Origin of the sequence: Streptomyces sp. Ag109_O5-10, from assembly GCF_900105755.1 — a bacterium.
Taxonomy (GTDB): domain Bacteria; phylum Actinomycetota; class Actinomycetes; order Streptomycetales; family Streptomycetaceae; genus Streptomyces.
This window is the reverse complement of sequence record NZ_FNTQ01000001.1, coordinates 5,806,282-5,819,871: the sequence shown is the minus strand read 5'-3', so window position 1 is coordinate 5,819,871 and position 13,590 is coordinate 5,806,282. Positions and strand designations below refer to the sequence as shown.

Here is a 13,590-nt window from a genome sequence, read left to right as displayed (position 1 = left end):
TGGTACGGGACGGCCCGAATGCCGGACGCCCTGAGCGGCTGCCGCAGGGGGCGCCACGAGTGCTCCCCGCGGCGGGCGTCCCGGAGGGGTGGTCAGTTCACTTTCTCCAGCGGCGCCGGCTCACGGCGCTCGGCGACCTCGGGGTTGCGCTTCTTCAGCACCAGCCAGCCGACACCGAGCGCGGCGGCCCAGCCGGCCATCACGTAGAGGCAGACGCGGGAGTCGGCGTCGTACGCGATCAGGCAGGTGACGAAGAGGAGGAAGGCGATGGCGATCCAGCTGCACTTCGCGCCGCCCGGTGCAGGGAAGGCGGAGGCCGGCAGGCGGCCCGCGTCGACCGCGCGTCGGTAGAGGACGTGGCTGATCAGGATCATCAGCCAGGTCCAGATGCCGGCCGCGGTGGCGACGGAGGTGACGTAACCGAACGCCTTCTCCGGGACGACGTAGTTGAGGACCACGCCGATGCCCATGAAGAGGACCGAGACGGTGATGCCGAACGCCGGGGTCTTCGACGCGGACAGCTTGCGGAACGCGGCCGGGGCCTCGCCGCTGTCGGCCAGGTTCCGCAGCATGCGGCCCGTGGAGTACATGCCGGAGTTGCAGGAGGACAGCGCGGCGGTCAGCACGACGAAGTTGACGATGCCGGCGCCGGCCGGGATGCCGATCTTCGCGAAGGCGGCCACGAACGGGGAGACGCCCGGGGCGAACTCCGTCCACTTCACGACGCAGAGGATGACGGTGAGCGCGCCGACGTAGAAGAGGGCGATGCGCCAGGGGAGGGTGTTGATCGCCCTGGGGAGGGTCTTCTCCGGGTTCTCCGACTCGCCGGCGGTGACGCCGACCAGCTCGACCGCGAGGTAGGCGAACATGACGCCCTGAAGGGTCATCAGGGAGGAGCCGACGCCCTTGGGGAAGAAGCCGTCGAACTGGTAGAGGTTCGCGACCGACGCGGTGTCACCGGCGGCGCTGAAGCCGAAGGTGAGGACGCCGAGACCGATCACGATCATGCCGATCAGGGCGGTGACCTTGACCATGGAGAACCAGAACTCCAGCTCTCCGAAGACCTTCACGGAGATCAGGTTGACCCCGAAGAGGACCACCAGGAAGACCAGGGCCGTCACCCACTGCGGGACCTGCGGGAACCAGTAGTTCACGTAGATCGCGGCGGCCGTCAGCTCGGCCATGCCGGTGACGACCCACATCAGCCAGTACGTCCAGCCGGTGAAGTAGCCGAAGAACGGGCCGAGGAACTCGCGGGAGTACTCGGCGAAGGAGCCGGAGACCGGGCGGTAGAGCAGGAGTTCGCCGAGGGCCCGCATGATGAAGAAGATGATGCCGCCGGCGAGGGCGTACATCAGGATGAGGCTGGGGCCGGCCTTTGCGATGTTCGCCCCGGCGCCCAGGAAGAGCCCGACGCCGATGGCGCCGCCGATGGCGATCATCTGGACCTGGCGGCTGCCGAGCCCGCGCTCGTACCCCTCTTCGGAGGCTTCGGAGGACTGCTCCGACGTGTCGACCTGAGCGGAGGTCATGTGTGGTGTGCGCCTTTCTCCATGCCGACCCGGGCCTCTCGTCGGCCACGGATCGGGTTTCGATCCCCCCGGATTGCTGGAGCGGTGCCTGACCGGTGGTGGCCGGTTCGGTGGCGCACCCGGCGTGCACGTGGGTGGTGCTCGCCGGGCGGTCGTGAAGATTTATCACGGCCGCAACATTGATCACCGGGTTCCGTCGAGAGGGATTGTGGCGCACACCACTGGAAGAAGTGGACAGAACGCTGCCGAAACGGACATAACAGGCCGCAACGGTGACGGGATCGTTATCCGGATTTGAGCGTCCTCTGAGCGAACGCGACGCCGGGACGTAATCGGGACGGACTACGGCATAAGGGTCGTGACCAGGGTCTCCTGGAGGCCGCCGAGCCACAGGTACGCCATCACCATCGGCTTGCGCGGGTCCTCGTCCGGGAGCCCGTAGAGGAGGTCGGTGTCGTCCTCGTCGGTGATGTCGAGGCGGCAGCCGATCGCGAGGCGCAGGTCGGTGAGGGCGCCGAGCCACTGCCGGGACTCCCCCGGCGCCAGCTTGAGGACCGCGTCGCCCTTCTCCCCCGGGGCGAGGCCGTCGAGGGTGCGGATCACCGCGAGGGCGTTCTCCCGCTTGCCGGCCCTGAGGTCGTTCTCGGTGTAGCGGCGGAACTCGGCGGAGTGCGCCTGCCGCTCCTCGGCCTCCTCCGGGGACTGCGGGAGCCGCTCGGGGTCGCTGTAGGCGTCCGGGAAGAGCCGGCGCAGCACGGGGTCGGCGGGCGCCTCGCTCGGGCCCTCGGCGAACAGCTCGGCGAGCGGGTCGTCGGGGGCGTCCTCGGCGGGGCCGGGGCCGATGAGCTCCAGGAGCTGGACGGCCAGCGACCGGATGATGGAGATCTCGACGTCGTCGAGGGCGACGGCCGCGCCGCCGCCGGGGAGCGGTTCGAAGATTCCTGGCATGGAGGGGATTCGCTGCTTCCGGAGCTTGATCGGGGCCGGTCGGGTGGGGTGGCTACTTCCGGTCCTGCTGGAGGGTGGCCCACAGGCCGTAGCCGTGCATCGCCTGTACGTCGCGCTCCATCTCCTCGCGGGTGCCGCTGGAGACGACCGCCCGGCCCTTGTGGTGGACGTCCAGCATGAGCTTGGTGGCCTTGTCCTTGGGATAGCCGAAGTACGTCTGGAAGACATACGTCACGTAGCTCATGAGGTTGACGGGATCGTTGTGCACGAGCGTGATCCACGGGACGTCGGGCTCGGGGACGGCGAAGGCCTCCTCCGCCGACTCGGTGCGTTCGATCTCTACGGGAGCGGGTGACGTCACAAGCCCCATGCTGCCACGGGCCCCACAAATCGTCACACTGACGCGAAGGGGTGTAGCATCTGTCGCCATGAACACTGCGGACCTTGGGCTGCCGGTGGACGTCCCGTCGACGGCGCTCTTCACGGACCAGTACGAGCTGACGATGCTGCAGGCCGCCCTGAAGGCGGGTACGGCCGAGCGGCGCAGCGTCTTCGAGGTCTTCACCCGGCGGCTGCCGGAGGGGCGCCGCTACGGCGTCGTGGCGGGCACCGGGCGCGTCCTGGACGCGGTCGAGAACTTCCGTTTCGACACGGACGTCCTCGACTTCCTGGCGGAGCGGAACATCGTCGACGGGCCGACCCTGGAGTGGCTCGCCGGCTACCGCTTCAGCGGCGACATCTGGGGCTACCCGGAGGGCGAGGTCTACTTCCCGGGCTCGCCGATCATGCGGGTGGAGGGCTCCTTCGCCGAGTGCGTGCTCCTGGAGACGGTGATCCTCTCCATCCTCAACCACGACTCCGCGATCGCGGCCGCCGCCTCCCGGATGTCCTCGGCCGCCGGGGACCGCCCGCTGATCGAGATGGGCGCCCGCCGCACCCACGAGCTGGCCGCCGTCGCCGCCTCCCGCGCCGCCTACGTCGGCGGCTTCGCCACCACCTCCGACCTCGCCGCCGGCTTCCGCTACGGCATCCCGACGGTGGGGACGAGCGCCCACGCCTTCACCCTGCTCCACGACCACGAGCGGGACGCCTTCCGGGCCCAGGTCGACTCGCTGGGCCGGGGCACCACCCTGCTGGTCGACACCTACGACGTCGCCGAGGCGGTCCGTACGGCCGTGGAGGTGGCCGGGCCCGAGCTGGGCGCCGTCCGCATCGACTCCGGCGACCTGCTGCTGGTCGCCCACCAGGTGCGCCGGCAGCTGGACGAGCTGGGCGCGACGCGCACGAAGATCACCGTGACCTCCGACCTCGACGAGTACGCCATCGCCTCGCTGGCCGCCGCGCCCGTGGACGCGTACGGGGTCGGCACCCAGCTGGTCACCGGTTCCGGGCACCCCACCTGCTCCATGGTCTACAAGCTGGTCGCGCGCGCCGAGTCCGCCGACCCCGAGGCGCCGCTGGTGCCGGTCGCCAAGAAGTCGACCGGCGGCAAGACGTCCGTCGGGGGGCGCAAGTGGGCGGCGCGGCGGCTGGACGCCGACGGGGTGGCGGAGGCCGAGGTGGTCGGCACCGGCGAGGTCCCGGCCGAGCTGGTCGACCGGCAGCTCCTGGTCGAACTGGTGAAGTCCGGCCAGGTCGTCGCCCGCGAACCCCTGGACGCGGCCCGGGCCCGGCACGCGGCGGCCCGGGCGAACCTGCCGCTCTCCGCGACGCAGCTCTCGCGCGGGGAACCGGTCATTCCGACGGAGTACGTGCAGGGGCGCTCGGGTAGCTAGAGCGGGTGCCCGCGTACGCGCCCTGCCAGGCCCCCTCCCCTACGCCCCCGTAAGTCTCTACGCTCGGAGGTTCAGGCCGGGCCCGCACCCCTTCCATCCGCGTCTCCCCCGTCGACGGACCCGCTATCGAAAGCGAAGGACACCTACCATGCGCCGCGCCTTGATCGTCGTCGATGTGCAGAACGACTTCTGCGAGGGGGGAAGCCTCGCGGTGGCAGGGGGCGCCGATGTGGCCGCCGCGATCACCGAGCTGATCGGGCAGGCGCCGGCCGGCTACCGCCACGTGGTGGCGACCCGCGACCACCACATCGCGCCGGGCGGCCACTTCGCCGACAACCCCGACTACGTGCACAGCTGGCCGGCGCACTGTGTCGCCGGCACGGAGGGCGTGGGCTTCCATCCGAACTTCGCCCCCGCGGTCGCCTCGGGGGCGGTGGACGCCGTGTTCAGCAAGGGGGCGTACTCCGCGGCCTACAGCGGCTTCGAGGGCGTCGACGAGAACGGGGTCACGCTGGCGGAGTGGCTGCGGGCCCGCAAGATCGACGAGGTGGACGTGGTCGGCATCGCCACCGACCACTGCGTAAGGGCTACCGCCCTGGACGCCGCGAAAGAGGGCTTCCGCACCCAGGTCCTCCTCGACCTCACGGCAGGCGTGGCCGAGGCAACGACGGAACGAGCCCTGGAAGACCTCCGCAAAGCAGGCGTCGACCTCACAGGCAAGCCAGTGGTCTGAGCCACCGGAACCGCGTCCCCACGCCGGCCTTTCCCGCCACGGCGGCGAAATCCGGCGGCGCCGGACCGGCCGGTGGGCATCTGCGGGTCGACGGTGGCTGATCGCGCAGTTCCCCGCGCCCCTGGGCGGGCTGCCCTGCCCCACGCTGGAGAGACTCGCGCACCTGGGTGGGCTGCCCTGCCCGATGCTAATGAGACTCGCGCACCTGGGTGGGCTGCCCTCCCCGATGCTGGAGAGACTCGCGCACCTGGGTGGGGTTCCTGCCCGGCACCGGAAAGCCCCGCACCCCTGGGAACTGCTCCTCCCCACCCCGGCCGCCCCCCTTTCCCGCCGCGACGGCGCTCTGCCACGACGGCGGAATCCGGCGGTGCCGGACCGGCCGGTGGGCACCCGCGGGTCGACGGGGGCCGGTCGCGCCGTTGGGTCTGGCCGGTGTCGAGGGGGGGTCAGGCTGCTGTTGGTCTTCGGAGGAGGGAGCGGATGGGTCTCCAGAGTTCCAGGGGGGTGACACCGTTGTCAGGGGCCGTTCGCCATATGAGGCCGTCGGGGTGGTGGAGGACGGCGGTGATCTCGTCGGGGGTGGGCGGGGCGGCGTTGCCCCGCAGGTAGACCGCTCGCATGCCGAGGTTGCGCAGCCTCGTCAGGGCCCGGGCGCGGTTCTGTGCGTGGACCAGCACACGGACGGCCGACGAGCCGTCCGCGGTGGTCGGGCTGGGCAGGTTCAGCGCCACGATCACCCTGCCGTTCGGCAGCTTGCAGAACCCTCCTGCGGTCATACGGTCACACCCCCGTGTGCGTCGGTGTCAATAAGAAAGCCACAGGACGCACCTAAGCACGACCGGCGGCGACCCGCCAAGGGGTCACCGCCGATACGTGTCTGACCTGCAATGATGCGGATTACTTCACCGCGGGGCCGACCTGGAGGGTGATCGTCGAGCCGTCCCGGGCCTCCGTCACGATGTTGATCTTCGTGTTGGTGTCAGTGATCTTGACGCCGCCGGCCGGGTTCGAGGCGTCGTAGTAGTCGCTCTTGTGGTCGTTGAAGACCGACACCCCGGAGGACTGCCTGATCTTCGTCGCCACGTCCGCCTTGTGGAGGACGATGCCGTCCGTGGCGTAGAGGCTGAACGGCGAGTCGTAGGCCTGGATGCGGTTGCGCATCAGCGTGCCGTCGGACCACTTCAGCGCCGTCGGGTGCGAGTCGATCGGGAGGATCAGACCGGTGCCGGGGTGGACGCTGGTGTTGTTGTCCGCCTCGGAGGTGTCCCACTTCCAGATCAACAGACCGTTCTGGTACGGGTAGTGCTCCACCCAGTCCGGACGGGTCGTCGAGAAGCCGAAGTTGTACGGGCCGGTCTTGAGGGTCGTGTCGTACGACACGTACTGGCGGTTCTCCGCGATGTAGTACTGCGCGTAGTCCTTGGTGAAGGACGCGCCGATGCGGGAGAAGCCGGAGGCGGTCCACGCCGCGTCCGCGGACTCCGCGTTGTCGGCGAAGACCGTCGAACCGTCCGCGGTCAGGGTGATCTCGTCGGCCGCGAAGCCCTTGAGGGCGACCCCGCCGTCGGTCTGGTAGCGGAAGCGGAGCTGGATCTTCTGGCCCGCGTACGCGTTCAGCGGGTACGACAGCTTGGTGTAGGCGTCGACCGAACCGGTGAGCGCCGGCTTGTCGCTGCCGTCGCGCGGGATGGCCGCGCCGTTCACCGTGCCGTCGAGGGCGGTCCAGTTGGCGCCGCCGTCGGTGGACACCTCGGCGTAGAGGTAGTCGTAGCCCGACTCGATGTCGTACCAGCCGTCGAGGCTCAGCGTGGCCGACGACTTGCCGGTGAGGTCGACGTCACGGGTCAGCGTGTTCTTGAGGTTGTCGCCGCTGCCGCTCCACCACTGGGTCGAGCCCTGGGCGGGAGACACGACGGTGGTGGTGACCGCCTTGTCGGGCAGGGTGGCCACCGTGGCCTGCTTGTTCTCCGTGTTGTACTCGGCGACGCCCAGCTTGTGGCTCGACTTCGCGCCGGCCTTGGCCACGTCGTAGTTGAGCCAGCCGAGCTGCAGCTTGTCCCAGGCATTCATGTCACCGGGCAGGTCGCCGATGGCCTCCTTGCCGGTGCCCAGCCAGGAGCCGGAGGACATCAGGGTCCAGAAACCGGTGGAGTTCTCGCCGCCGTTGGTGTCGTACTCGTCCGGGAGGCCGAGGTCGTGGCCGTACTCGTGGGCGTAGACGCCGAGTCCGCCGTTCTCCGGCTGCATGGTGTAGTCGCCGACCCAGATGCCGGTGTCGCCGACCTGGGTGCCGCCCAACTTGTTGCCGGCCGGGCCGGTGGCGCCGGCGTCGGTGCCGAAGGCGTACCAGCGGTGCGCCCAGATCGCGTCGGTGCCCTGGGCGCCGCCGCCCGCGGACTCGTCCTCGCCGGCGTGCACGATCTGGAAGTGGTCGATGTAGCCGTCGGGCTCGTTGAAGTTGCCGTCGCCGTCGTAGTCGTAGCGGTCCCACTGGTCGTACTGCGCGAGGTCCGCCTTGATGGCGGCGGCGGACACGCCGGCCGCCTCCTGGTCGGCGACCCAGGCGTTCACGCCGTCCTTGACCAGGTTCCAGACGCTGGAGCAGGTCGTGGAGCCGCACGCGTTGTTGCCGTAACGGGCCTCGTTGTAGGGGACCTTGACCCAGTCGGTGACCTCGCCGTCGACCGAGTAGCGGCCCGAGGACTGCTTCTCGTAGTACTTCTTCAGCGACTCGGTCTTCTTGCCGGTGCCGAAGTAGAGGTCCTGGAAGTGCTGCTGGTTGTAGTCCGCCTGCCAGGCCGTGGAGTTGTCCTTGGTCCGGTCGGGCGCGGCTATCCGGTTGTGCAGCGGGCCGGCCGTGCCGCCGTACCGCGGGTCCGACTGGTCGCCGAACTCGACCAAGATCGTGAAGATCTTGTCCGTCTTCTCGCGGCCGAGTTCGACGTACTTGCTGTCGCCCTTCTTGCCCTTGAGCTGGACGACCTTCGAGCCGTCGCGCTCCTTGACCTGGGCCTTGCCGGATATGACCTGGTCGAGGGCTTCCTGGCGCTGGGCCTCCTGGGTCTTGCTCAGGGGGCCGTCGAGGTCGTGCTCCTCCTGCTTCGTCGACGGGTCGTGCCGGTCGACGGTGCCGGCGGTCGCCGCCGGGGCCGCGGTCTGCGCGACCGCGAAGGTGGTGAAGCCTACGGAGGCGGTCGCGAGCGTCACGCCGACGGCGAGCGCTCTGAACGTCCAGGGTCTGCTGGTCACTTGAGTTCCTCCCCCGCGCCGCGCGCACGGCAAGGGGGACCGGGTGATGGTTGGGGGTCCGTGCGCGCACGTTCAACGCGTCGATTCAAGTGACGACATTTGACTACCGGTTTACGAGAAAAGACAGATCTTGACTCGGACCGTCCAACTGCACTATGCGGAGCAGAAGTTCGCTTTACGGACGCCGGAGCCCGCGGTACCCCCGAAGGGCCCCGCCCAACCGGCGCGCATATGCCTCTGGTTGCCGTATGCCATGCGACCGTGCGCCCCCTGTGCACCGGTACCGTGGGTTAGGTCACGCTTACCGGACGTTCCTCTCGGGCATGCACGCGAATAGAGTCGAACGGTGGAACGCCCGGAAGCCGGTGGAAACCAAGGCCGGTTCCCCCGTCTCACCCCCAATTCTCCCGAGGACACGATTGCCATGCCTCGTCCGACCCCGGCACAGCTCGTCTACGGTTCGGCCACCGTGATCTGCTCGACGCTCGCCATGCTGCTGCTGTCACAGACGAGTTCGGGCATCGGGATCGCGGTCATCGCGCTCGCCGCGCTCGGTCTGGGACTGCTGGTGGCCATGACGGCCCCGCTCCCCCGGCCGCGCACGGTCGCACAGTCCGCCCCGATCGCACCGCCCGAGGTGCGGGTCCCTCTGCACCGGGAGACCGTGGCCGCCGCCACGGCCGAGCCCGTCCGGGAGCCCACCGCACCCTGACGCACGCACACCAGTGAAGTCGGCGGGTCCGTGAGACTGACGGGCTCGCCGACTGCTTGTGCGCCCCCTGTACCGGCCCGCTAGGAGCCCGTACTGACCACGACCGTCTTCGCCGCCTTGTCGTGCAGCCCCTGTTTGTACGGCTTGTCGAAGAAACTCCAGCCGCCGCAGATCACCGTCCAGACGCAGGCGCAGCAGAAGGCGAACGGCACCCACAGCACGAGGGCCCGCAGCAGCGAGGTCTGGGTGGAGGGCGTGGCGCCGTCGGACAGGTTGGCGACCCGCATGCGGAGCCACTTCATGCCGAGGGTCTGCCCCGACCTGGCGATCAGCAGGGTGTCGTAGGCGACGAAGAGGACGGCGGCGACGAGCGACTGGGCGAAGGACCGGCCGGCCGAGATCCGGTCGCCGTTCATCTGGTACTCGCTCACCCCGAACGCCAGGGTGACCAGCACGACCACGATGCCCACCAGGATCATGTCGATGATCCGGGCGAGGGTGCGCTTGCCGCTGTCGGCGAGGGGCGGCATCCCGGCGAGGGGGTCTGCGGGGTAGCCACCGGAACCGCCGCCTCCGTAGGGACCGCCGCCGCCCGTGTCATAGGGGCCGCCCCCGTAGGAGGGCGGCGGGGGCTTCCTGAACGGATCGTTCTCCGGTGGCTCTCCTGAGCCCGGGGGCGGGGGCGGTTCGGTGCTCATGGCCCGAGTGCACCCCGAAGCAACCGAACCCGCACCCGGCGAGCAGCCGTCCGGGGGACGGACACCCCGAAGGAACCGCGGGCAGCGCCCCAAAGGAGCACGGGGCAGCGCCCCAAAGGAGCGCGGGGCAGCGCCCCAAAGGAGCGCGGGGCAGCGCCCCAAAGGGTCCCGGGGCAGCGCCCCGAAGGGGCGCGGGGAACTGCGCGACCAGCCACGACGGCGCCGCGGACGAACGACGGCCCACCCCGGCGCCATCAGCACGGCGCCATCAGCACGGCGCCCTCTGCACGGCGCTCAGCCGGCGACGAAGGTGTGCGCCGCCTTGTCGTGCCAGCACTGGTGCCACGGCCGGTCGAACAGGCACCAGGCGACGCCGACGATCCCGATGCCGAGCAGTCCGGGCACGGTGTACACCAGCCAGCGGCGCAGGGCGGCGCCGAAGGCGGGGGGCTCGTGGCCCTCGATGTCCCGCACGTCCAGGCCGAACAGCTTCTTGCCGAGCGTGCGGCCCCACCGGGCGGTGGGCAGCACCTCGTAGAGGACGCCGACCACGAGCAGGACCGCGAGCACGATGCCGAGGTACAGCCCGGTCGTGCCGTCCAGCAGCCAGACCGTCTCGGTGCGGCCGGACAGCTTGGCCGCGTCGATCTTGCCCTGCACGTGGTCGGCGGCCTTGGTCCCGAACGGTACGGCGGCGGCCGCGGTCACCGCGCCGACGACCAGCGTGTCGACGAGCCGGGCCGCGAACCGCTTGCCGAGACCGGCCGGCCGGGCCGCCGCCTGCCGCCGGGCGGCCGCCTGGAAGGGGTCCTCCACCGGCGGCTTCCAGGGGGCGACCGGCTGGTCACCGGCGAGCTGGTGCACCTGCTGGGCCCAGGAGGACTGCCCGCCGCCCGCACCGGAGGCCATGGGGGCGGCGGACTGCTGCGGGGGGACGACGGGAGCGACGGCCTGCGGCGCGGCGGGCCGGGGCTGGGGCTGGGGGGCCGCGGCGGCGGCCGGAGGCTGGGCGGCGGGCGGCTGGGCCGCGGCGGCACGGGCCGCGGCCGCCTTTCCGGCGCCGAAGCCGGGGCGTGCGGGATCGGCGGCGCCGGGAGCGCCGGAGCCGGGAGCGGCGGGAGCGCCGGAGCCAGGGGCCCCGACCGGCCCCTGGGCGCCGAACCCGGCCGCACCGGCCCCCGGGTTCGGCGTGCCCTCGCCCCGGACCGGCCGGAAGGTCAGCGTGCCGTCGTCCATGGGCGGCCGGGCCGCCGGCGGGGTGCCCGCCGGCCCGACCGTCGGCCTGCGGAAGATGAACGTGCCACCGGAGTCGAGGTCCCCCTGGTCCCCCTGGTCCCCCTGGCCCGTCCGGTCCCCCCGGTCCGCGGGCGGGATCGACGCCGTGCCGTCGGTGCGGGACGACCGGCCGTCCGGCTGGGCCGGGTTGCCCGCCACCCGGGGGTCGCTGCCCCAGGCGCTGCCCTCCGCCGTCCAGCCGGAGGCGCCGCCCGGCTGCGGGTCCTCGTCGAAGAAGTGCGGGCCGGTCTCCTCGACCGCCGCCGGGGCCGCCGGACCCGCGGGGTGCGAACCCTGCGGAGGGACGAGCGGTTCGCCGTCGGACGGGGCCGGGCGACTGGTGCCCGGCACCCACGCGGCGCCGTTCCAGTAACGGACGTAGCCGGGAATGGACGGGTCCGGGTAATAGCCCTCGCGGGGCCGTTCGTCACCGGGTGCCGGGGTTGGGGCGGTCATGTCCGTCATCCCGTATCTGCTCGGGGGTGATGTGGGAGCCTCCACATCTATCAGACCCGGGTGCCCGCCACCGCCAGTCCCGCAGGACCCGCCCCTTTCCGGGCAGCCCTGTGCACCCCCTTCACCGCGCCGGAGAAAAATCTCCCGGAACCCGCGTAATGCTCGCGGCCCCAGCCGCTCTCCACCCGTACGGGCCCACCCGAAGGCGCCCGTACGACCGCCCGAGAGAGGAACCCGACGCCATGCAGCACACCGTGGTGGAGCGCGAACTGGAGCTGCGGCTCGTCCTGTCCCCGGAGCGGAGCATCCCGGTCCCGGCCCGGCTGAGCTACCGCTCCGACGACCCGTACGCCGTCCACGTCAGCTTCCACATCAACTCCGAGCAGCCCGTCAACTGGACCTTCGCCCGCGACCTGCTCGTGGAGGGGGTGTTCCGGCCGTGCGGGCACGGGGACGTGCGGGTGTGGCCGACGAAGGTGGAGGGCCGCACCGTCGTACTGATGGCGCTGAGTTCACCCCACGGTGACGCGCTGCTGGAGGCACCGGCCCCCCAGGTGTCCGCCTGGCTGGAGCGGACGCTGCGGGTGGTGCCCCCGGGAAGCGAGGGCGGGCAGCTGGGGATCGACAAGGCGCTCGACCAGTTGCTCGCCCGGTGAGGGGCCCGCCGGATGGAATCGGAACGGCCGGGATCAGAACAGCTTGCCGGGGTTGAGGATGCCCAGCGGGTCGAAGACCTGCTTCACGGCCCGTTGCATCTCCACCCCCAATGGAATCGGAACGGCCGGCATCAGAACAGCTTGCCGGGGTTGAGGATGCCCAGCGGGTCGAAGACCTGCTTCACGGCCCGCTGCATCTCCACCCCCACCGGCCCGAGCTCCCGGGCCAGCCACTCCTTCTTCAGGACGCCGACGCCGTGTTCGCCGGTGATGGTGCCGCCGAGCTCCAGACCGAGGCCCATGATCTCGTCGAAGGACTCGCGGGCGCGGCGGCACTCGTCGTCGTCCTGGGCGTCGAAGCAGACCGTGGGGTGGGTGTTGCCGTCGCCGGCGTGCGCGACGACCCCGATGGTCAGCCGGTGCTTCGCCGCGATGCGCTCGACGCCCTCGATCATGTCGCCGAGCCGGGAGCGGGGCACGCACACGTCGTCGATCATCGTCGTGCCCTTCACGGCCTCCAGGGCGACGAGCGAGGAACGGCGGGCCTGGAGGAGGAGTTCGGACTCGACGGCGTCGTCGGCCGGGACCACCTGGGTGGCGCCGGCGGCCTCGCACAGCTTGCCGACGGCGGCGAGGTCGGCGGCCGGGTCCGGAGTGTCGAAGGCGGCCAGCAGCAGCGCCTCGGTGGACTCCGGCAGACCCATGTGGGTGAGTTCGTTGACCGCCTTGACGGTCGTACGGTCCATCAGTTCGAGCAGGGACGGCACGTGGCCGCCCTCCATGATCCGGCACACCGCCTCGCAGGCGGCGGCCGCGGAGCCGAACTCGGCGGCCAGCACCAGCTGCTGCGGCGGCTTGGGCTTCAGCGCCAGCACGGCCCGTACGACGATGCCGAGCGAGCCCTCGGAGCCGACGAAGAGGCGGGTGAGGTCGTACCCCGCGACGCCCTTCGCCGTGCGGCGGCCGGTGGACATCAGGCGGCCGTCGGCGAGGACGACGTCCAGGCCGAGCACGTACTCGGCGGTGACCCCGTACTTCACGCAGCACAGGCCGCCCGACGCCGTGCCGATGTTGCCGCCGATCGTGCACATCTCCCAGCTGGAGGGGTCCGGCGGGTAGTAGAGGCCGTGTTCCTCGACCGCGCGGGAGAAGGTGGCGTTGACGACGCCGGGCTCGACGACCGCGACGCGGTCCACCGGCGAGATCTCCAGGACGCGGTCCATCTTGGTCAGGGACAGCGCGATGCAGCCGTCGGTGGCGTTGGCGCCGCCGGACAGGCCGGTCCGGGCGCCCTGCGGGACGACCGGGACGCGCAGGTCGGTGGCGACGCGCATGACGTGCTGGACCTGCTCGACCGTGCGCGGCAGCACGACGACGGCCGGGGTGCCGGCCGGGCAGAAGCTCGCCATGTCGTTGGCGTAGGAGGCGGTCACGTCGGGATCGACGAGGACCGCGTCGGCCGGCAGCCCCGCGAGGAGCCGGTCGGTGAGGTTGCTGGTGGCCTCGTCCCGAGGCGCTTCGATACGGCTCATGATCACAGCGTCGCACCCGGGGCC

General features: G+C 71.0%; 13 protein-coding genes. 4 read left to right on the top strand and 9 right to left on the bottom strand.

Annotation, left to right across the window (positions count from 1 at the left end):
• Positions 1 to 92: 92 nt before the first annotated feature.
• The 3 genes from BLW82_RS26630 to clpS all read right to left on the bottom strand — a co-directional run bounded on the left by BLW82_RS26630 (position 93) and on the right by clpS (position 2,850).
• Positions 93 to 1,532, bottom strand: a complete 1,440-nt coding sequence (locus BLW82_RS26630) for an amino acid permease (protein WP_093502446.1) — start codon at positions 1,530 to 1,532, stop codon at positions 93 to 95.
• Between the two features lie 342 nt (positions 1,533 to 1,874).
• Positions 1,875 to 2,480: a DUF2017 domain-containing protein gene (locus tag BLW82_RS26625; RefSeq protein WP_093502444.1), complete on the bottom strand. Its 606-nt coding sequence runs from the start codon at positions 2,478 to 2,480 to the stop codon at positions 1,875 to 1,877.
• Positions 2,481 to 2,532: 52 nt separating this feature from the next.
• Positions 2,533 to 2,850 carry an ATP-dependent Clp protease adapter ClpS gene (gene clpS, locus BLW82_RS26620; protein ID WP_093502442.1) on the bottom strand — a complete coding sequence of 106 codons (318 nt, stop codon included), beginning with the start codon at positions 2,848 to 2,850 and terminating at the stop codon, positions 2,533 to 2,535.
• 58 nt (positions 2,851 to 2,908) lie between these two features.
• Here clpS and BLW82_RS26615 point away from each other — a divergent pair, with 58 nt between their 5' ends.
• Together BLW82_RS26615 and BLW82_RS26610 are read left to right on the top strand one after the other, a co-directional pair.
• Positions 2,909 to 4,255 carry a nicotinate phosphoribosyltransferase gene (locus BLW82_RS26615; protein WP_093502440.1) on the top strand — a complete coding sequence of 449 codons (1,347 nt, stop codon included), beginning with the start codon at positions 2,909 to 2,911 and terminating at the stop codon, positions 4,253 to 4,255.
• Positions 4,256 to 4,403: 148 nt separating this feature from the next.
• Positions 4,404 to 4,988, top strand: a complete 585-nt coding sequence (locus BLW82_RS26610; protein WP_093502438.1) for an isochorismatase family protein — start codon at positions 4,404 to 4,406, stop codon at positions 4,986 to 4,988.
• 446 nt (positions 4,989 to 5,434) lie between these two features.
• Here the strand turns inward: BLW82_RS26610 and BLW82_RS26605 are convergent, their stop codons facing one another.
• The gene (locus BLW82_RS26605; RefSeq protein WP_093502436.1) at positions 5,435 to 5,764 is read right to left on the bottom strand and encodes a hypothetical protein; all 330 of its coding nucleotides are present in this window, start codon (positions 5,762 to 5,764) and stop codon (positions 5,435 to 5,437) included.
• Between the two features lie 121 nt (positions 5,765 to 5,885).
• Positions 5,886 to 8,237 carry an immune inhibitor A domain-containing protein gene (locus tag BLW82_RS26600; RefSeq protein WP_093502434.1) on the bottom strand — a complete coding sequence of 784 codons (2,352 nt, stop codon included), beginning with the start codon at positions 8,235 to 8,237 and terminating at the stop codon, positions 5,886 to 5,888.
• Positions 8,238 to 8,661: 424 nt separating this feature from the next.
• Between BLW82_RS26600 and BLW82_RS26595 the strand changes: the two genes are divergently transcribed.
• Positions 8,662 to 8,949: a hypothetical protein gene (locus tag BLW82_RS26595; protein WP_093502433.1), complete on the top strand. Its 288-nt coding sequence runs from the start codon at positions 8,662 to 8,664 to the stop codon at positions 8,947 to 8,949.
• A gap of 80 nt (positions 8,950 to 9,029) precedes the next feature.
• On the opposite strand, the gene BLW82_RS26590 is transcribed toward BLW82_RS26595, so the two are convergent.
• Both BLW82_RS26590 and BLW82_RS26585 read right to left on the bottom strand, forming a co-directional pair.
• Positions 9,030 to 9,647, bottom strand: a complete 618-nt coding sequence (locus BLW82_RS26590) for an RDD family protein (RefSeq protein ID WP_093502431.1) — start codon at positions 9,645 to 9,647, stop codon at positions 9,030 to 9,032.
• Between the two features lie 294 nt (positions 9,648 to 9,941).
• Entirely contained in the window at positions 9,942 to 11,378 is a 1,437-nt protein-coding gene (locus BLW82_RS26585) for an RDD family protein (RefSeq protein ID WP_093508283.1), read from the bottom strand.
• A 242-nt stretch (positions 11,379 to 11,620) separates the two neighbouring features.
• On the opposite strand from BLW82_RS26585, the gene BLW82_RS26580 reads away from it, so the two are divergent.
• Positions 11,621 to 12,034, top strand: a complete 414-nt coding sequence (locus BLW82_RS26580) for an SsgA family sporulation/cell division regulator (protein ID WP_093502429.1) — start codon at positions 11,621 to 11,623, stop codon at positions 12,032 to 12,034.
• A gap of 33 nt (positions 12,035 to 12,067) precedes the next feature.
• On the opposite strand, the gene BLW82_RS43480 is transcribed toward BLW82_RS26580, so the two are convergent.
• Complete coding sequence (locus tag BLW82_RS43480) at positions 12,068 to 12,166, bottom strand: FAD-linked oxidase C-terminal domain-containing protein (protein ID WP_107408578.1); 99 nt, start codon at positions 12,164 to 12,166, stop codon at positions 12,068 to 12,070.
• Positions 12,166 to 13,572: an FAD-binding oxidoreductase gene (locus BLW82_RS26575; RefSeq protein ID WP_093502427.1), complete on the bottom strand. Its 1,407-nt coding sequence runs from the start codon at positions 13,570 to 13,572 to the stop codon at positions 12,166 to 12,168. Before BLW82_RS26575 ends, BLW82_RS43480 begins: the two co-directional genes overlap by 1 nt.
• Positions 13,573 to 13,590 lie beyond the last annotated feature (18 nt).